The sequence below is a fragment of the Flavobacterium sufflavum genome, assembly GCF_004016525.1.
GTDB classification, from domain to species: domain Bacteria; phylum Bacteroidota; class Bacteroidia; order Flavobacteriales; family Flavobacteriaceae; genus Flavobacterium; species Flavobacterium sufflavum.
This window is the reverse complement of record NZ_SACJ01000001.1, coordinates 144,009-165,467: the sequence shown is the minus strand read 5'-3', so window position 1 is coordinate 165,467 and position 21,459 is coordinate 144,009. Positions and strand designations below refer to the sequence as shown.

General features: G+C 33.4%; 12 protein-coding genes. 10 read left to right on the top strand and 2 right to left on the bottom strand.

Annotated elements, in window-relative coordinates; genetic code table 11:
- The first annotated feature begins 236 nt into the window (after window positions 1-236).
- The 7 genes from EOD40_RS00535 to EOD40_RS00505 all read left to right on the top strand — a co-directional run bounded on the left by EOD40_RS00535 (window position 237) and on the right by EOD40_RS00505 (window position 11,856).
- A complete protein-coding gene (locus tag EOD40_RS00535; RefSeq protein ID WP_128192951.1) occupies window positions 237-731 on the top strand; it encodes an RNA polymerase sigma-70 factor in 495 nt (164 codons plus the stop codon).
- Window positions 732-984: 253 nt separating this feature from the next.
- Complete coding sequence (locus EOD40_RS00530) at window positions 985-2,103, top strand: FecR family protein (RefSeq protein WP_164905424.1); 1,119 nt, start codon at window positions 985-987, stop codon at window positions 2,101-2,103.
- A 213-nt stretch (window positions 2,104-2,316) separates the two neighbouring features.
- Window positions 2,317-5,697, top strand: coding sequence for a SusC/RagA family TonB-linked outer membrane protein (locus EOD40_RS00525; RefSeq protein ID WP_164905423.1), 3,381 nt, complete (start codon window positions 2,317-2,319; stop codon window positions 5,695-5,697).
- 11 nt (window positions 5,698-5,708) lie between these two features.
- Window positions 5,709-7,220, top strand: a complete 1,512-nt coding sequence (locus EOD40_RS00520) for a RagB/SusD family nutrient uptake outer membrane protein (protein ID WP_128192948.1) — start codon at window positions 5,709-5,711, stop codon at window positions 7,218-7,220.
- A 278-nt stretch (window positions 7,221-7,498) separates the two neighbouring features.
- A complete protein-coding gene (locus EOD40_RS00515) occupies window positions 7,499-10,486 on the top strand; it encodes a glycosyl hydrolase (protein ID WP_128192947.1) in 2,988 nt (995 codons plus the stop codon).
- A gap of 160 nt (window positions 10,487-10,646) precedes the next feature.
- Window positions 10,647-11,186, top strand: a complete 540-nt coding sequence (locus EOD40_RS00510) for a Crp/Fnr family transcriptional regulator (protein WP_164905422.1) — start codon at window positions 10,647-10,649, stop codon at window positions 11,184-11,186.
- 76 nt (window positions 11,187-11,262) lie between these two features.
- Window positions 11,263-11,856, top strand: a complete 594-nt coding sequence (locus EOD40_RS00505) for an NAD(P)H-dependent oxidoreductase (protein WP_128192946.1) — start codon at window positions 11,263-11,265, stop codon at window positions 11,854-11,856.
- Window positions 11,857-12,236: 380 nt separating this feature from the next.
- On the opposite strand, the gene EOD40_RS00500 is transcribed toward EOD40_RS00505, so the two are convergent.
- Both EOD40_RS00500 and EOD40_RS00495 read right to left on the bottom strand, forming a co-directional pair.
- Window positions 12,237-13,292, bottom strand: a complete 1,056-nt coding sequence (locus tag EOD40_RS00500) for a GntR family transcriptional regulator (protein WP_128192945.1) — start codon at window positions 13,290-13,292, stop codon at window positions 12,237-12,239.
- A gap of 149 nt (window positions 13,293-13,441) precedes the next feature.
- On the bottom strand, window positions 13,442-14,440 hold the full coding sequence (locus EOD40_RS00495; protein ID WP_128192944.1) for a GntR family transcriptional regulator: 999 nt from the start codon (window positions 14,438-14,440) through the stop codon (window positions 13,442-13,444).
- A 330-nt stretch (window positions 14,441-14,770) separates the two neighbouring features.
- Between EOD40_RS00495 and EOD40_RS00490 the strand changes: the two genes are divergently transcribed.
- The 3 genes from EOD40_RS00490 to EOD40_RS00480 are packed head-to-tail and all read left to right on the top strand — an operon-like array spanning window position 14,771 to window position 21,459.
- Window positions 14,771-16,108 carry a BNR repeat-containing protein gene (locus tag EOD40_RS00490; RefSeq protein WP_128192943.1) on the top strand — a complete coding sequence of 446 codons (1,338 nt, stop codon included), beginning with the start codon at window positions 14,771-14,773 and terminating at the stop codon, window positions 16,106-16,108.
- Between the two features lie 41 nt (window positions 16,109-16,149).
- The gene (locus tag EOD40_RS00485; protein WP_128192942.1) at window positions 16,150-19,278 is read left to right on the top strand and encodes a glycoside hydrolase family 2 TIM barrel-domain containing protein; all 3,129 of its coding nucleotides are present in this window, start codon (window positions 16,150-16,152) and stop codon (window positions 19,276-19,278) included.
- Between the two features lie 18 nt (window positions 19,279-19,296).
- Window positions 19,297-21,459, top strand: a complete 2,163-nt coding sequence (locus EOD40_RS00480) for a family 43 glycosylhydrolase (RefSeq protein ID WP_128192941.1) — start codon at window positions 19,297-19,299, stop codon at window positions 21,457-21,459.

Below are 21,459 nucleotides of genomic sequence, written 5' to 3'. Positions count from 1 at the left end.
GAAACAAAGAAATTTACTTTCGGGGTCGATTGGTAGTATGGAATCTAGCTAATGCACTTAATGTGATTTTTTGTACATCCTAATGAATGACAGAATGAGTTTACTTTATAATGTGTAATGTAAGTGCAGGATAGTCAAAATGGGTTATATTTATATATTTGTAATTATTAAACCATATTAAATAGTTTCTATTGGTAGCTGAAAGGAATATTATTGTTAAAAGTGATTTACGAAAAATGTTTGATACATATTACGAAGCACTCGTAAAATATGCTAATCGTTTTTTGATTTTGACAGATGAATGCGAGGATTTGGTTCAGGACGTATTTGTAGGTTTATGGGAAAAAGAAAAAACATTTCCAGATGAAACTTCGTTAAAAGTCTTTTTATATAAAACAGTTCGCAATAAATGCTATAATGTTATCAAGCATAATAAAGTAAAAGATAAATACGCTGAAAATGTAGTGATATCATTAGAGGACGACAATCTGTTTTTAGAACAAGTACTTGAAGAAGAGATTGTGCGTCAGTTGTACCAAGCTATAGATGTACTTCCTGAAAGGAAAAAACAAATCATTAAATTGAGTCTTAAAGGACTTAAAAACAATGAAATTGCAGAAGAATTACAAATCAAACTCCAAACAGTTAAGACCTTAAAATCTCAATCCTATACTATATTAAGAGAACAATTCCAGGATTTGAGTGCAATCATTTATTTTTTATTGAATTAAAAAAATATTCTTTTTTCAAACTTTTTATATCAATATCCTCAATTTAATCTTTTTGAGATAGTTATAGCAATACGATTGATTTTAAATTGTGATTTTGCTATTTTATTTGGTTCTTTTTTTTACTATCGAAAAAAAAATCTAATTTTTAATAGTACCTTATTACAACTTAGTTGTTCTTAATATATACACTGTAGATATTATGATCGATATTTTTCAAATAGCAAAGTTAAAAATAAAAAAATCTCTAAAAATTTTGTCAGTTTCTGATAAAATACAATTAGATCAATTTTATAATGATTACCCCTTCTCTAAGAAACTTAAAATAAAAAAACTAATTGATAAATTTGAGGGATATTCCGCAATAAATAAAGATAAAGCCTGGAAGTCAATCGAAACTAAGATTAAGGAACAAAAAGACAAGCCCGTTTTTGTACTCTTTAAAAAGCCATGGTATAAATACGCAGCAGCTGCAATTTTAGTCGGTGTTTTAATGATGACTTATTTTTTCAAAGAAAGTGTATTCCAAGATCCTGTTGAAATTACTTCCCCAATTGTAAATGCGAATACGGTTATAGTACCAGGTACTGACAAAGCTACTTTAACTTTAGAGGACGGTTCTGTTGTGACTTTAGAAAAAGGGAATTCAATCACTACTAAAAATGCCAATAGCAATGGTGAAAATATCGTTTATAAAGATGGTAAATCAAAAACGGATGAAATCGGATTTAACTATTTAACCATTCCAAGAGGAGGACAATTTCATTTAGTTTTGGCTGATGGTACCAAAGTGTGGCTAAATTCAGAAACGCAATTAAAGTTTCCTGTATCATTTGTTGATGGAGTTGTTCGTAAAGTGGAGTTAGTTTATGGTGAAGCCTATTTTGAAGTTTCTCCAAGTACCAGCCATAAAGGATCTAAATTTAAAGTATTAAATAAATCACAAGAAATAGAAGTCTTAGGGACAGAATTTAATGTAAAAGCTTATAAAGATGAAGCTAACATTTATACCACTTTAGTACAAGGAAAAGTATCAATTAAAACAGAATTGACAAAGAAAATATTAAAGCCATCAGAACAGTCCAATCTTAACCTTAATACTAATGGTATCCAAGTATCTGTAGTAGATGTCTATAGTGAAATTTCTTGGAAAGATGGCATATTTAGTTTTAAAGGAAAACCGTTAAAAGATATTATGAAAGTAATTTCCAGATGGTACGACGTTGAGGTAATTTTTGAAAATAAAAATTTAGAATCGATAAAATTCAAAGGGACTTTGGAAAAGAATCAAAGTATTGATGAAATCTTATCAATTATGAAATCTTATTCAATAAATAATTATGAAATAAAGAACAAAACCATAATACTGAAATAAATTACTAACCAATAAAATTTACGACTAATGAAATAAAAAAAGAACCAAAAAAAAGAGGATAAAGTCTAAAACCCGCAAAAGTATAAAGCCCTATCCTCAATGTATAACTATCAATTAATTAAAATTATTAACTAACTAATAATGCACAAATTTATGGAAATTAAATTAACCAATACGTTTTTTCTCTTTGGAAAACGGCTATTAATGATTATTATGAAAACATATATTTTTTTATGTTGCACAACCATTTTTGCCCTATCTCCTGTTAATCTCATCTCGCAAAACTCGAAGGTTAAAATCGAGGAAGATAAAACATTGACAGTCGATCAGGTCTTTGATATTATCATGAATCAAACAGACTATAAATTCTTCTATGAAGAAGGACTGTTTAAGGATTTACCAAAAATAAAGGTCAAAAAAGGAGTTGAAAACACAAACAAACTGCTTAATAGAAGTTTATCAAATGGTCATTTTAGCGTTGTAATAACAGATAACAATGCCGTAATAGTAAAGGAAAAATCGCCAGATACTCCTAAGGAAATTCAACAATTGTCCATTTCAGGAAAAGTTGTTGATGAAACTGGAATGCCTTTACCAGGAGCATCAATTCTTAAAAAAGGAACTACAAATGCAACAACTACAGATTTTGAAGGTAAGTTTTCAATCAAAGCAATTAAAGGAGACGTCCTGTTAATATCTTTTATTGGCTATGTCCAGAAAGAAGTTTTGGTAGATTCCCAAAAAGATATAACGGTATCTCTTAAACCTGAAGTCTCAAGTCTTAATGAAATTGTAGTTATTGGTTATGGTACACAAAAGAAAGAAAATGTTTCTGGTGCTGTTTCTCAAATAAAAACAAAAGATATTCCTAAAGCAGCGAATAGCTCGATCAATCAATTGTTGGCAGGAAGAGCTGCAGGTTTACAGGCTAGACAAACAAGTTCAGAACCTGGTGGTAACATTGATATTTCTATTAGAGGAAGAGGAAATCCATTAATCATTATTGATGGAATTCAAATGCCTACAACAGGACTAGAAGCAAGTAATAGTAACATTGCTAATGAATTAAACAATGTTCGTAGAGGTGGTTTTGCAGGGCTTAGTCCAGAGGATATTGAATCAATAGAAGTACTTAAAGATGCAAGTGCCTCCATTTATGGAGTAAATGCTGGAGATGGGGTAATTTTAATTACAACTAAAAAAGGAAAAGAAGGACAAATGAGAATTAACTATAATGGAAGTACTTCAGTTGTTAATAACATGAAGTATCTTAAAACATTAAGTTCTTCTGAATATATGAAAACCTATAATATGTTTTCGAAAGATAAATTTTTATTTGACAATGCGATGACTCCTTATGGAACTAAGACACCTGATTTAGCTGCTTATAATGGTGCGTATAGCCCATTTTCTGAGCAGGATATTCAGAACCCAGAATTTAATACAAACTGGCTCGATAAGGTTTTAAAAGTGGGCTCTATTGCTAATCACTCACTAAGTATTAATGGAGGTAGTGGAAAACTCGTTTATTATGCTTCGGGTAGTTATTTCAATCAACAAGGTAATGTTGTAAATTCGAGTATGGAAAGGTTTACTGGTAAAGCTAATCTCTCTTTTAAAATAAATAAGTTTTTGACATTAAACACTAATTTTAATGCTTCAAAAGCCGAATTTGGTAATACTCAGTCGGGATGGTCAACAGGTGGAGCAGGTGCGCAATCATTTGCAGGGGTTCAAGCTGCTGTTGCTTACCCAGCAAATTTACCTGTATATAATACTAATGGTGAATTTTCTCGATTTGCAAATATTGGTAATCCAGTATCACTTCTTGATATAAAGGATAAGACTAATTTCACATCATTTTTGACCAATCTTTCATTGGACATTGCTATCATTCCAGATGTTTTAACTGGAAAACTGATTTATGGAAATACAGCAGAAACATCAACAAGAGATTTTTTTGTGCCTAAATCAACTTTTTATTTTGAACAAAATACAGCACGTGGTTCTTTTAACGAAGCCAAGAGACAATGGCAAACTTATGAGGCAACATTAGCTTTAAAAAAATCTATTTTAAATGATAATGTAGTAGTTGATGCTGTTTTTGGATTAGGTGAATATCCAAAAGAATCTTATGGTTTTGGAGCAGCTGGAGCAGGAATGTTAGATGCGATTAACACGGCTAATTTAGGTTCTGCAACCACTCAAACTACAATATCTTCCTATAAAGAAAAATCCAAAACACGCTCCTATTTTGCAAGAAGCTCTTTTGAGGTATTAAATAAATATGTATTGCAATTAGGTATTAGACATGATGGATATAGCGGCTTTTTTCCTCAAAATAAGTTTGCATCTTTTCCTTCAGCTTCTTTTGCTTGGAAAGCATCTAAAGAATCATTTTTACAAAATATTGAATGCATTGATTTGTTGAAATTTAGAGGGAGTATAGGGGTTACAGGTGCAATACCTTCAACTTTCGTAGGTAGTGCTTATGCTGCATATATTCCTGATAGTTATGCGATTCGCTTTAATGATGGTTCAGTTTCTTATATTCCATATACTTTAAGTAATATAGATCGCCCTGAATTAAATTGGCCTAAAACCATTATGAAGAATATTGGAATGGATTTAACTTTATTTAAAAATAGAGTTTCATTAAGTGTTGATTTATTTAGGGATGATGTGACTAGATTAATTACATATGCAAGTACGGATCCTCTAGGTTTTTTAGCCACGCAACCTATAAATGGAGCTCATCAGGTAAGAAAAGGATGGGATATTACTCTAGATACAAAGAATTATAAAAGCGATAAATTCAAATGGTCTACCACTTTAAATTTATCACATGTTGATTTTAGATGGAAAGATAGATTTCCAAATTATGTACAATCTACTTATCAGGGAATTCCATATGATGGTATTAATGATCCTGTTAATTCTATTTATGCATTCAAAACAAATGGGATTTTACAAATCGGTCAAGCAGTTCCGGCTTATCAACCTGCTAAAGCTTCATATCCTGGTTCCCCAATTTTCGTAGATAGTAATAATGATGGAGTGATTGACGGAAAAGATATAGTTCGATTTAATGCTTCCCCTGATATAAATATTGGATTAGGAAATACCTTTAATTATGGTGATTTTGATCTCTCCGTATTTTTTTATGGACAATTTGGTGCTTATGGAAACAACCAATTGCTTTCTTGGACAAATCCATTGAGAATTGTTACAAAAGATCAAGCAGGAATTAGAGAAATAAATCAAGTTTGGTCTGCTTCTAATCCAGATGGTAAATATCCGGGAGTAAGTTATAATGAGTCTTCTTTAGCCTTGCCAGTAGGAACTGATGTGAGAATTCAGAAAAGAGACTTTGTAAGATGTAGAAACATCACTTTAGGGTATAACTTTAATTCAAAAGTGCTAAAAAATTATATTAAAGATTTACGCTTTTACGTAGACGTGCAGAATCCATTTGTCTTCACAAAATTTGAAATTGGTGATCCTGAAGTAGACTCACAAGGAAATAGTGCTGGTTTAGCTGCACCTTATCCTATGGTTAGAACATGCTCGTTAGGAATCAATGTAAACTTTTAATTAAAAAAATCATGAAAAAAATAATAATTATTTTTAGTCTTTTAGCTCTTCTTACTGGATGTGATAATGGGTTAGATCCTGAAATATACGGTAGTTTAACACCTGCAAACTTTCCAAAAACGGAATCCGAATATGAACTTTATACTCTAGAAGTTTACAAACCATTTACTTCTAAATGGGGATATTCTGACGGTGGGATTTCTCAAAATTTATTTTGGGGCTATGAATATTCAAATGTACAATTGAATGATGCTTGTACTGATCTTATGTCAGTTGCTGGAGCGCAAGGTTTATTCCAGGAAATAAGTAAAGCCAATTTCTTGATATTAAAGAATGAAAACACTAGGAGTCATATTGAGAAAATTAGATATATTTCCAAAATAACTACAATAATTGGTGACTTAGAAAAGGCTACAACAATTTCTGAAACAGCTAAAGCACGATTCATTGCCGAATCAAAAACGGCAAGAGGAATTTTAATGTACCATCTCTTAACAATGTATGGCCCAGTACCCGTAATCTTAGATGCTAATTTGATAGGAACTGATGCTGAAAAAAATCTTACCAGACCAGAAAGAGGTACATATGTAAATGGAATCATTCAAGATTTACTTGATGCAGCCAATGTTCTTGAAAAATCACCTAGTCAATATGGGCGTTTTAATAAAGGACTTGCGCTTACTTATTTAATGCGTACCTATTTAAATGAAAAGGATTGGTCAAATGCTGAGATAGTAGGTAGAGAAATAGTAGATTTAGGCTATAACCTTGTATCAAATTACAAAAGCTTGTTTGTACCATCAACTGAGCGAAATACGGAGACTATTTATGCCATTTCAACTGATGCATCTGCTAATGGAGGAGGACTTTTAGGAAACATGAATGCATACAGTTGGTATTGCTATCCAGTAGATTTTCCTGGAATTACCCAAAATGGAGGTTGGCTGGGGCCAAATGCATTTTTTACTGCAAGTTGGGAGTTTTATGATTCTTTCGATCCTGCGGATAAAAGAAGGGAATTATTGATTCCTAGTTATTTAGCTGTTAATAATCGAGGAGGAATTCCTGCCGGAGGTACAAGAGATAGATCTAATATGAGTGGAGCAGTTATTATGAAGTATCCTGATGTTGAAACTTCTTCATTTGCTCGTGGTAATGATATTCCGTTGGCAAGATATGCTGATGTTTTGTTGATGCTGGCAGAAGCAATCAATAATCAGGATGGGCCTACATCTGAAGCTATTGGGATGGTCAATTCAGTTCGTTCTAAGCACGGTGGTTTGAATAATTTGTCAGCAGGTGATACGGCAACTAAAGATGCTTTTGCAGCTGCAATTTTGAAAGAAAGAGGATGGGATTTATTCTTTGAAGGATATAGAAGAATAGATTTAATTAGATTTGGGAAATGGAATCAAGCCCTACAATCGGTTGGTAAAACACCTGGTCCTGCTTTATTTCCAATTCCTGAGTATAAAATTCAGCAAAGTAATAATAAACTATCACAAACAGATGGTTGGCAATAATATAAAACAAATAGGTTTAGTTTGGTTATAGTTTGTGTAAATAGGTACTATTAAGTGAATAACTTGATAGTATCTATTTTTATATTGTTTTGTAAATTATAAAAACAAAAGATTGTTGATTTAGCTTTTTAAAAGTTATGTTTTTTTGTATGATATGTAAATATTTATCTGTTATACTTAAATGAAATAGTAGTGTATTCTTGAATGATTTTTTAAATACTAAAACTATTTTAGTTTACCTTGATAAATAGAATTGAAAACGAATTTAATTATATAATATGAGTTTAAATAATTCCAAAAAAAAAGTCAAATACATTTTATTGTTTTTCTATTTTTTTAATGTTTTTACTGCTTTTAGTCAGAATAACGAAATAGCAACACAATTTAAAAATGCAAATGGTCCAAGTCCTTATGTATTATGGCAATGGATGAATGGCTGTGTGACTAAAGAAGGGATTACATCCGATTTAGAAGCATATAAAAAAGTGGGGATAAAAAATGTGCAACAGTTTTTAATTGGAGGTTCTGAAGCTGATATTACCGATCCAAATATTACCGTTTTAGGTGATAAATGGAATGATTTAATGAAATTCTCATTAGATGAATGCCAACGTCTAGGAATGGATTTTGGAACGCATAATTGTCCTGGATGGAGTTCAAGTGGAGCACCAGGAATAGAAGTAGCGGATTCCATGCAAAAATTAATTTGGTCCAAAACCACAGTTTCAGGAAAATCATCAAAAGGAGTTGTTTTACCTAAAGCTGAAATCGATGCTAAATGGAATTATTATCAGGATATTTGTTTAATTGCTATTCCTAAAAATGATGTGATTTTAAAGAAAGAAAATGTTATTGTTTTAACGGATGCAATTGATAGTTCCAACAAACTAAAAAAAGCGCTCCCTAAAGGAGAATGGATTGTGTTGCGTTTCGGTCATACTACAACTGGACATATAAATCTAACGGGACCAGTATCTGGTCAGGGTTTAGAAGTTGATAAAATGAGCAGGAAAGCATTAGATAAATTTTGGGCGTTGTATCCTGCGAAATTAATTCAGATGGCCGATAAACATGCAGGAAAAAGTTTCAAACGAATAGAAATTGATAGCTACGAAGCTGGAAGTCAGGATTGGACTTCTCAGATGCCGGCGGAATTTAAACAACGCCGAGGATATGATTTGTATCCATGGCTGGCAGTTATTGCCGGTTATACGGTTGAATCAGAAAATGTTTCGAAACGTTTTAAAAACGATTGGCAAAGAACCATCAATGAATTATTTGCAGATAATTATTATGGTTATCTGGAAGAGTTGGTTCATAAAACGCCAGGGATGGAGTTTTTGGTAGAGCCTTATGGAACAGGAAAGAAAAATTTTGACGATACTTCAATTAGAGGTATTGGAGATATTTATATGTGTGAATTTTGGACTAAACCCGCTACATGGGGGTGGGATAGTATTTTGCCAGTTTCGAGTAATTCGCATGTGAATAGTAAAAAAATAGTCGCTGCAGAAGCCTTTACAGGACAGCCACAATATGCATTTCAGAATGATTTTGCTGATTTGAAGGCTACAGGAGATCAGGCATTTTGTGAAGGAGTCAATCTTTTTGCACTTCATGCCAGTGCGCATCAACCATGGCCAAACCTGAAACCAGGAATGGTAATGGGATGGTGGGGTACGCAATTTGGTCCAGGACAAACATGGTGGAATCATGGTGCTGCCAAGTGGATTCAGTATGTAACCAGATGTCAGTTGCTATTACAAAAAGGATTGTTTGTTGGAGATGTGTGTTATTTACAATTGCAACGACAAAAAAACACCCCTATTCCAGAAGGATTTAAAGCAGATATTTGTAGCGAAAAAGAATTATTGACACGTTTTAAAGTTAAAGATAATACCCTGACTCTTGGCGATGGAATGTCTTATAGAATATTAATACTTCCAAATCAACCCAAAATAGAACCAGAGCTTGCAAGAAAAATTGAAACTCTTGTAAATGAAGGAGCTATTGTAGTGGGTAATGGATTTACAGGAAGTTCTGGATTGAATAATTATGAAACAAGGAATAAAGAAGTAGTCGATATTAGCGAACGCCTTTTTGGTTCTTTTGAAAGTAACAATAAACTAAAAAAACAACTGCTAAAAATTGGAAAAGGTAAAGTATATGTTGGTTATTCAGTCGAAGAAGCTTTAGCCTTGGAAAATATTGCAAAGGATGTAGAAGTCTTAAATGATAAAGAAAATATTGCCTGGATTCATCGTAATGATGGAAATGAGAACTATTATTTTATATCAAATAAATCAAAAGATAAAATTACAACTAATATCAGTTTTAGGATAGATGGCATGAAACCCGAAATATGGGATCCGGTTACAGGAGAAATTATTGATGCTTTAATTTGGGAAAATAAAAATGGTAGAACTGATGTAAGTCTCAATTTAGAAGGTAATGGTTCTTGCTTTATTGTTTTTAGAAATCAAATAAACAATCAGACTGCTGCAATAAAAAATCTCTCAATTAATGGGATAGATGAAAATATTGGGACATATTTATCAAATAAGAATCAGTTAATTTTAAATAAAAAAGGGACTTATAATTTGTCTGTACAAAATGACAGAAAAGTTGCTCTAAAGCAAAAGCAGAATGAGGAGGCAATACTGTTAAATGAAAATTGGGAAGTACAGTTTGAGGAAAACCGAGGTGCTCCCGCATCAGCTCATTTTGATAAACTTATTTCCTGGCCCTTACATACTGATTCGGGAATTAAATTTTTCTCAGGTACCGCACAATATAAAAAATCATTAAAACTGAATTCAAGACAGTTAAAATCCAATAAGCGAATACTACTCGATTTAGGAGAAGTTAAAAATATTGCTACGGTAATCGTAAATGGAAAAACAGTACAATTAATCTGGAAAGCTCCTTTTGTGGCTGATATTACTAAATTTTGTAAAGCAGGAGAAAATCAGCTGGAAGTAAAAGTAACTAATTTGTGGCCTAACCGTATTATTGGCGATAAATTAGAACCTGAAGATTGTCTTTGGGGGGCTATGCGTACATTTACGTATGTTGATCCAAATATTCCAATTGGAAGAAATCTTTTGGAAATTCCTGACTGGGTTAAAAACAATACGCCACGTCCCAGTAAAAATCGTATTACCTTTTGTACTATGGATTTCTTTGAAAAAGATACACCGCTTTTACCTTCAGGTTTAATAGGTCCTGTACAAATTTCCATCCAGAATATCTGGGATTTTAGATGATAAGAAATAAATATTTTGTGTTTTATTCAAATGCGATTTTATTTAAAAATAAATTTTATTGTACTGTTCTTCTTGAATTATAGAGCTTTATATGATTTTGTTATATATTTATGCGACTTAGTGGTATCAAGCCCGCGAAGAACTAAAGTCAATTTTAAGGATGGATAATTTTATGTATGACAATATTGAGTGGGATAAATTTAGACATTTGTTTAAGCGTCAGGAAATTCCAGCAAAGACAATTCTTTTAAATGAAGGTGAAATTTCTAAACAAGCATTCTATATTGAACAAGGATGTTTAAGAGTGTGTTTCAATAATAATGGAAAGGATATAACTTTTCAATTTTTTTTTGAAGGAGAAAGTGTTTCATCAATTGAAAGTTTCCGGACAAATCAACCTAGTTTATTTACAATCGAAAGTATTGAACCTTGCATCATACATTCCATTTCTAAAAAGGATTTTGAGACAATGATCGAAACTTCAACCTCTATTAAACAGCAAGTAGAAGAACATGCTTTTCAACGATTGATTTTCTATCAAAAATTATTTCTTTCGCGTATCAAAGATAATCCTGAAAAAAGGTACTTAGAGCTATTAGAAAACAATCCTAAAATTTTACTTAGAGTGCCTCAACATTACATCGCTTCTTTTTTAGGGATAACTTCCGTTTCACTAAGTCGTATTAGAAACAGACGCTGAGCATTTCTTTACAATTGTTATCGTTCAGCTATTTTTAACTGCTGACTTTTGTGTCATAAATTTTAAATAACACAAAATGAAAGTAGCAATAATATTTAATCACCCTTATGATGGGAGTTTTTGTAACGCAATTTTGCAATCAGTTACAAACGGGCTTATAAAAGCCAATCACCAAATAGACCTTATTCATTTAGATAAGGATAATTTCAATCCAGTAATGACAGCAGGAGATTTAAAAGCTTTTCGAGACAAAAATCCAGTAGATCCAAAAGTGATAGAATACAATGATAGGATAAAAACTGCCGATCATTTAGTGTTTATATTCCCAATTTGGTGGGAACTCATGCCAGCAATGACAAAAGGTTTCGTAGACAAAGTTATTTTTCCGGGTGTTGCCTATGATTATACAAATGTAAGTAATACAAGAATGACGCCGTTGTGGGACAATATAAAAGGTGTTACGATGATTACAACGATGAATACACCTAACTATTTGTACTGGCTTATTTTTGGGAATGCTATAAAAAAAGCAATGTTGTTAGGGACTTTTTGGAAGATAGGCTTTAAAAACAGAAAGTGGATAAGCTATAATATGGTAAAGATGGTATCCTTAGAGAAAAGGATAAATTGGCTTACTAAACTTGAAAATAAATTCGCGTTATTGAAATAAAAACAAGCTCTTGAATCTTATTTTTTTGAAGAATTTAAGGGCTTTTTCTGTTTTTACTTTTGTTGAATGGATTAAAAATTAAATCATTGTAAAATCACGGACACCCGAGAGCATTGCTCGAACAGGCGAAGCAATCAATCGGTCTCACTCCGGTCGTTTGCTTTGTTTCGCTCGGCTGTTCCAGTCGTCCCGCAAAAGGGGGACTCCATTGCGCACTTATGTGAAACATATTGTGCTCCTTTTTTTATCGAAACCCCAACAACCTCAATTCTCCAGCTATTATTTTGACAATCTGGGAGCCAAACAACAAGTCAAGTATTTCGAGAATAATTGTAATCTGAAGATCTCAAATCGCGAGCTAGGCTTTGATTGCAAGTTTCTTATAATGAATTGCGTTCGATATAATTAAACGGATTTTTTGAAATGTCTTTTTTGTTGCTAAGTACAAGCTTTGCAGCTGCTTCACCCATCCCTTTGAAATCAGTGCTGATTACTGTAATACCCAAAAGTGCTTTTAAGGGAGTTTCATTATATGAAATCACGCCAACGTCTTTTCCCATAACCAAATCTTTCTCCCTAATTTGTTGTATTAAATGAACGAGATCTTCCTCCTCAATAGTAATATAAGCCTCTTTAGATTCGAATTCCAGATCATCATAAATTTTGTCCAGAATTTCAAATTCAAAATCATATCGTTCACAAAAGTTAATAAAACCAACAAGAATTCCTGTTGGATAGGGGAATACCAATTTAGTAGGGTACACTAAAATTATTTTCTTGTATTTTTTTAGTTTCTCAAGACCTTCTTCCAGTGCGTGGATAATGTCTTGTTTGTAATCCTGATAAATGACTGCAAAAGTACCTGAAATTTCAGTGTATGAGTTATCTATTATTATGAGTTTTTCTTTAGGAATTGTTTCAATAGCCTTGATTACTTTTGGTGTATAACAAACATGATTTTTAGCTTTACTCTTAAAGTGAGGCATAATCACGAAATAATTATAGCTATTGATGTTTTTCTTTAGTGCATTAATAAAAAGCTGTTCATCGCAATAATAGAGGTACATATCAACATCAGCCTTATTGCCTATTGTATTGACAAAGGCATTGTAGACTTCCATTTTATAAGAGCTGGGTTTATTTATCAGAAAAAAAATAGTACTCTTGGATTCAGAATTCTCGTCAGCCGTAAAATATCCTTTACCCTTAACCGAAAAAATTAAATCACGGTCTCGAAGGATTTTGTATGCCTTTTCAATAGTGTCACGAGACAATCCAGATGAGTCGCTAAGATCATTTATGGAAGGTATTCGATGTTGCTTTTTAATGTTTTCATTCAAAATGTCTTCTGAGATACTATCTGCTACCTGAATGTATTTGGGAATACTAGAATGATTGTTGACTCTTATTGTAATATTTGTTGATTTTTCTGTCATTCCTTTTTTATGTTAACAATAGTTGAAACTTTTGTTTGCCACTATTTTATAGTTTCTTTTTCTTGTAGTTATATCTCTTCTTTAAATGAAGTAATTTCAATAAATATAACTGTTTTGTCTTGAAATAGCTATACACTACTCCTTTATTTTTACAAAGACCCTCTCACTATCAAACTACTTTTATTTTCTATTTGTTCTTTTTTATGATTGAGGATTAATTCGGCCAGTATGCGTCCCATTTCTTTGAAATCGGTGGATATGGTCGTGATTCCTTCTGCAACAACTTTTTTTAATGGAGTATCATTGTAAGAGATGATGCCAACATCATGACCAATAAGCAATTTTTGTTTTTTAGATTGTTCGATAACGTTTACCAGATGGCGATCATCGGGGATGATATAAAGGTCTCCTTTTTGGATTTCGTTATTTTCAAAATTAGAGATGATGTCGTAGTGAAATTGGTGTTTCTTGCAAAAATCGATAAAGCCTTCTCTCATTCCAATAGGTTGTTTGTAACTGGAGAAAATCAAGATTAGTTTTTTGTATTTCTCAATTTTGTTTTTGCCCGATTCTAAGGCGTTGTAGGTGTCTTTAGTGTGATTCTGGTGTACCGAAGGGAAGTTTTTTAATTCGGCATTGGTTTGATCCAGAATAAATACATCTTCTTCAGGTAATGTTTTGATTATCGATGCCGCATTGACCAAATTGGTAGGCATGATGATGTATTTGGAATAATTTCCATTATTGTCATGGATGAGTTTTTTAAAAACTTCGGGATTGAAATAATGGAAGAAAATATCTATTTGTGCATTTCGATTGATGGTTTCCATAAACGAATTGTAAAGATCTTCCTTAAAGGCGTTTAATTCGTCGAACAATAAGAAAATGCGTTGTTCAAAACTAAAGTCTTCACTTTTTACATAATAACCTTTTCCTAAAATGGCATAAATGATCCCTCTTTTTTTGAGTTCGTCATAGGCTAATAAAACGGTGTCTCTCGAAATTCCGAATTCAATGGAAACTTTATTGACAGAAGGTAGTTTGTCTCCTCTTTTTAAACGTTTTTCGGCTATAGATATTTCTATGGACAATATGATTTGCTTGTATTTTGGGAGATTCTGTCTTTTGTTGATGGATATTATTTTCATGCTAAAGAATATAAGGCGATAAATATATGTAAAATAACCGGTATATAGTGGTATGGTTTGAGGGCTGGTTTTTTAAAAACAATTATTTGTATGAGAGCTGGATTTGTTTGCTAAGTATTTTATTGATGATTTGGTTTGTGTAAACCTGTATCTGGTAGAGAAATTCAAAAACTGGTTGGTACTGGTTTGTATTTGTAAATGTTGTACATACATTTGTTAATTACTCCATAAAAAAAACATTAAAAAAAAATAGATTTGCTATTTTATTCTGGTTTTTTGAAAAGCAATTTTTGTCAGCAATATTAATTTGGGTTTTATAAAAGAAAAGTGATGAATGTAAGTTTAGGGAATCAATTAAGTAAGCAGATTTCAATAGTTAAAAATTTGTTCTTAATAAGCTTGTTTTTTTCTGTAGTAGTCAATGCTCAGCTAAAAACTAAGGAAAGCGAAATTGGTTTAGGCTGGAGCAATAATTCGGTTAATACCGTTATTTTTAGAAACAGTGCGCTCACTACTTTTAAGAATGTACAATATACCGCTTATTACAATCCTGAAGGGAAAATGGTTTTGGCAAAGCGCAATTTGAATACTGATAAATGGGAAAAAGTAATCACTCCTTACAGCGGTAATGTAAAAGATGCGCATAATGATATTAGCATTGTAATAGATGCTGCCGGTTATCTTCACGTGAGTTGGGATCATCATGATACACGTTTGCGATACGCAAAAGCTAAAGCTCCTTATAGTTTAGAATTGGGTGAGGAGCAAGCCATGACCGGCAAAGATGAGGCTAAAGTTACCTATCCTGAATTTCATAATTTGCCTGATGGGAAATTGTTGTTTTGTTACCGTTCGGGGGCTTCAGGACGAGGGAATATGATTATGAAAGTGTATGATGTAAAAACCCAAAAGTGGACTTCCTTACAAAATAATTTAATTGATGGAGAAAATCAACGTAGTGCCTACTGGCAAATGTGTGTAGGCAAAAAAGGAATTTATATTTCCTGGGTTTGGAGAGAAAGTTGGGATGTGTCTACTAATAATACTATTTGCTATGCTTTTTCGGCTGATGGTGGGAAGACCTGGCAAAAATCTACTGGTGAAAAATACAATTTACCAATAACCAAGGCAACTGCTGAACACGCTTGGGAAGTGCCACAAAACAGTAGTTTAATCAATCAAACAGCAATGACTGTGGATGAGGTGGGAAATCCTTATATTGCAAGTTATTGGAATAATGATGCTGTACCGCAGTATAAAGTGGTTTATTTATTAGATGGAAAATGGAATTTAATCAATACTGATTTTCATAAAAACTCTTTCACTTTGGGAGGTGGAGGAACTAAAAGAATTCCAATTTCACGCCCTGAAATTTTAGTAAACAAATCCATGTTGTATCTGCTTTTTAGAGATGAGGAGAGAGATAACAAAATAACATTGGGGTATACTAATTTGGATAAAAAACAATGGAAATTAGAAGATATCAGCCGTTTAACGGTAGGACAATGGGAGCCAAATTTTGATAAGGAACTTTGGAAAGAGAAAAAACAATTGCATATTTTTTCTCAAAATGTAAGTCAGGCCGATGGAGAAGGATTAGCAAAGGTAGAACCTCAGCCGGTACAAGTTTTAGAACTTAAAAAGTTACCTTTATTACAAGCTAAATAGCAAAAAACGCACACACTAAAAACCACCAAAATAGATTAAAAATGAGAAGTAAAATAATTTTTGCGCTTTTGTTAGCTGTGCAAGCCATAACGGCACAGCAACAAAAAAATGAATGGGAGAATCCTGAGGCAGTAGAGCGAAACAAAGAAGCAGGGAGAACTTCATTTGTTTTGTATCAAAACGAGACTGTAGCGGCTTCAAATAAACCGGAAACTTCGGCTTATTATCAAAGTTTAAATGGTGAATGGAAATTTAATATCGTTAAAAAGCCAGTCGATCGTCCGCAGGATTTTTATAAAGTGGATTTGGATGATAAAAGTTGGGCTACTATTCCTGTGCCATCTAACTGGGAATTGCAGGGATTTGATATTCCTATTTATACGAATATCACTTATCCTTTTCCGCGAAATCCCCCCTTTGTAGATAATAATTACAATCCGGTAGGAAGTTATAGAAAAACATTCACCGTGCCTGAAAATTGGAATGGCAAAGAAGTGATATTACACTTTGGATCCATTTCAGGTTATGCCCGTGTTTACCTTAACGGAAAAGAAGTAGGAATGAGCAAAGCCGCAAAAACAGCAGCCGAATTTGATGTGACTTCGTTTTTACAAAAAGGAGAAAATGTATTGGCGGTTCAGGTTTTCCGTTGGCATGATGGAAGTTATTTAGAAGATCAGGATTTCTGGAGGTTGAGTGGTATTGAGCGTGATGTGTTTTTGCAGGCTACACCTAAATTCACCATTTGGGATTATTTTGTAAATGCCGATTTAGATGAAAATTATACCAATGGAATTTTTAAAACTACGGTTCAATTAAGAGCTTTTCAGTTAAACAAAATTAAAAATGCCAATCTGACTTTAACATTAGTGGATGCTCAGGGACAAAAAGTATATGCCGAAACTAAAAAAGTTACCAATGCGACCAAAGAAGTTGTCTTTAATTCAGTTGTAAACAATGTGAATAAATGGAGCTCGGAAACTCCTTATTTATACCGTTATATTCTAAAATTAGAAACTGCTAATCCTGCTGAGAATTCGGTAATTTATGGGAAAGCAGGTTTTAGAAAAGTGGAAATTAAAAATGCCCAACTTTTAGTTAATGGTAAAGCAATATTGGTGCGTGGTGTAAATACTCAGGATCATCATGAAACCAAAGGACACACTCCTGACCACCCAACAATGCGTAGAGATATAGAATTGATGAAACAAAATAACATCAATGCCATCAGAATGAGTCATTATCCGCATGATCCATATTTGTATCAATTATGTGATGAATATGGAATGTATGTGGTAGATGAAGCCAATGTGGAAAGTCACGGAATGGGAGTTGAGGGACAAAATATTTCGGCTGAGTCCAGACATCCTTCTTATGTACCAATGTGGTTTCCGGCGCATTTGGATCGTATCAAACGTATGTTAGAGATCGATAAAAATCATCCATCGGTTATTATATGGTCTATGGGGAATGAGTGCGGCAATGGTCCTGTTTTTTATGATGCCTATAAATGGTTGAAAAATAGAGATGCATCCCGTCCGGTGCAATTTGAACAGGCTAAAGAAAATGCCGATACTGATATTGTTGTGCCAATGTATCCAACTATCAAGTATATGAAAGAATATGCTGCTGCAACTGATAAAACACGTCCTTTTATTATGTGTGAGTATGCACATGCTATGGGAAATAGTAGTGGTAATTTTCAGGAATATTGGGATATTATTAATAGCAGTCCTCACATGCAAGGTGGTTTTATCTGGGATTGGGTAGATCAGGGAATTAAAACCAAAGACAAAAATGGAACGCCTTTTTACGCTTATGGAGGCGATTTAGGAGCTGAAAAATTGCATCATGATGAAAATTCCAGTGCCGATGGTTTGATAAGTACCAATCGTATTCCACATCCATCACTGGTTGAAGTTAAGAAAGTATATCAAAGTATTTTGTTTAGTCTAAAAGGATTAAACCAATTGACTATTAAAAATATTTTCCATTATACCAATTTGAATCAATACCAATTCAAATTTGAATTAGTTAAAAATGGTCAGTTAGTTCAGGAAAAAACATTCAATGTAGATTGTGAACCTCAAGAAAGTGTGACTATCGATTTGCCTATTGAAGCTTTAAACGAAAAAGGAGAATATTTCCTGAATGTCTATGCTTATACTAAAACTGCGACCGACGTAGTTCCGGTAAACCACGAGGTAGCCAGAGAGCAATTTGCTATTGGAAACGGGAATTTTTTCGCTGAGAAAACAGTCGAAATTTCGAAAAAGTCAGCTTTAAAAATCAAGAAGAGCGGAAGCATTTTATCTTTTGAAACAAAAACAATTGCTGGAACTTTTGACTTGGCTAAAGGAGCAATTACGAGTTATAATTTTAAAAACGAAAGTGCTCCAATCATAACTAATTTTCCAACACCTTACTTTTGGAGAGCACCAACAGATAATGATTTTGGAAACAAAATGCCGGAAAAATTAGCTGTTTGGAAAAATGCTCATTTAAATCCTGAAGTAAAATCGGTTACGGTAGGGAAACAAACGGAGCAAGGTTTACCAATAGATGTTCAATATGTTTTGGCTGGAGCCAATACGCCTTACACCGTAAATTATGTAATCCAAAATAATGGAGAAATAAAAGTAACGGCCAGCATAGACAAAACAGATAAAAATTTACCGGAAATCCCTCGTTTTGGTATGCGTTTGGAACTTCCGGGAGCTTATGAGAATTTGAATTATTACGGTCGTGGTCCAATAGAAAATTATTCCGATAGAAAAACGGCTTCTTTTGTAGGCACTTACCAAGACAAAGTGGCAAACCAATTTGTTTGGGAATACATGCGTCCACAGGAATGCGGTAATAAAACAGATACAAGATGGTTTAGCTTGCAAAATGATAAAGGATTAGGTTTGAAAATTACAGGAGAGCAAGCTTTAGGTTTTAGTACGCTAAATGTTTCAACAGAATCTCTAGATCCGGGAGCTACTAAAAATCAACGTCACCTTAATGATGTTAAACCACAAGATACGGTATTTGTACATGTAGATTTAGCACAACGTGGTTTGGGAGGAGATGATAGCTGGAAATCACTGCCACATGAGCAATATTTGCTAACCGCACCAAAATACAGCTATAGTTATACCTTGAGTTTGATAGCTCCAAATAATTAATAATTCGATTAAAATAATATGAAACGAATACAATCCGCATTTTTTACCACTTCGATAAGTCTAATTTTAGTGTTGTTTTCTTCTTGCAGTGTGACTAAAAAAGTAGCCGAGAATACAACTGCTTACTTGTTTGTCTATTTTACAGGAAATGCAAAATCGGAAGAAGCCATCCGTTTTGCAATCAGTAAAGACGCTTATAATTATTATGCTTTGAATGATAATAAACCCGTTATTGTTTCGGAAGCAATCAGTACAACTGGCGGTGTTCGCGATCCTCATATTTTAAGATCAGCCGATGGCAAAACTTTTTACATGACCGTTACCGATTTGCAAACCGCCAATGGTTGGGATAATCAGGCCATGATACTGTTGAAATCGAGTGATTTGGTGAATTGGACTTCTTCAAAAGTAGATATTTCAAAAGTGTTTGCCGGATTTAAAGACGTAAGCCGTGTGTGGGCACCGCAAACTATTTATGATGCTAAGGCTAAGAAATACATGGTATACTTCTCGATGTTACAACCTGGTGGAAAAGATATTGTTTATTATTCGTATGCCAATAAAGATTTTACGGCTTTGGAGACAGTTCCAAAACAACTGTTTTTTAGTCCTACAAAAGGCTCTTGCATTGATGCTGATATTATAGAAAAAGACGGAAAATTTCATTTGTTCTTAAAAACAGAAGACACCGCTGATAAAGGAATTAAAGTGGCAATTTCAGATAAGTTGACTTCAGGATATGTGTTGAAGGATGAATATGTTGATCAAACCAATGAATCGGTTGAAGGTTCGGGAGTTTTCAAACTAAACAATTCGGATACTTATATTTTGATGTATGATATGTACCGAAAAGGGAAATATCAGTTTACATCTTCGACTGATTTGAAAAATTTCAAGGTGATTGATGAAAATGTTTCGATGAATTTCCATCCAAGACATGGTACCGTTTTACCAATAACAAAATCGGAAGCACAGTCATTAATCAATAAATTTGGATGGTTTCCAAATGGTGAAATTGCAGGAGCTCAATCGGCGGCAATCAAACAAAACAACGTTATTATTGATCTTGAAAACAAAAAGATGTTGCTTCCTGTAAAAAACGGAACCGATTTGAAACATTTTGATCCTGAATTCAAAGTAAATCAAGGAGCCTCGGTAAGTCCTGCAGGAGCTCAGGATTTCTCTCAAAAAGCGGTGAAGTACGATTTTGAAATGGGCGATTTAGGCAAAATGTCTTTTGATGTAGAAGCGGTGGTTAGAAATAATCCATCATTGACGGGTTATTATGCCGATCCTGAAATCCTTTATTCGAACAAGGACAATCGTTTTCACTTGTATCCTACTAGCGATGGTTTTAACGAATGGAGTGGCGATTATTTCAAGAGTTTTTCGTCAACTAATTTAGTGGATTGGGTTGATGATGGCATGTTGTTAGACTTGAAAAAAGATGTTTCCTGGACTGATGTAAAGGCCTGGGCGCCTACGGCAGCCGAGAAGAAAATAAATGGTCAATACCGTTATTTCTTTTATTATACAGGCGATGCCAAAATAGGTGTAGCAGTAAGCGATAATCCTCAAGGACCATTTACTGATATTGGAAAACCATTAGTGGCAACAAAACCTAACGGAATTACAAGAGGTCAAATTATTGATCCGGATGCTTTTACTGATCCTGTTTCCGGAAAAAGTTATTTGTATTATGGAAACGGATTTATGGTGGGAGTTGAATTGAATGATGATATGATTTCGGTGAATGAAAAGACACTTACGGTGTTGAATCCGGATAAGACTTTTAGAGAAGGAACCGAAGTTTTCTATCGCAAAGGGAAATATTATTTCTTATGGTCTGAAGATGATACGCGAAGCGAGAATTATAGAGTGCGTTATGCTACAACCACTTCCCCGTTGGGTTCGTTAAGTATTCCTAAAGATAATTTGATATTGGCTAAAGATCCTTCTCAGGGAATCTATGGAACAGGACACAACTCGGTAATTCAAATTCCGGGTACTGACGAATGGTATATTGTGTACCACCGTTTTACTATCCCAAAAGGAATTACTATGGGGCGTGCAGCCGGATATAATAGAGAAGTATGTATTGACCGACTTTATTTTGATGAAGAAGGAAATATCATTGCTGCTAAACCTACATTAGAAGGTATTCAGCCTGTTAAGAAATAA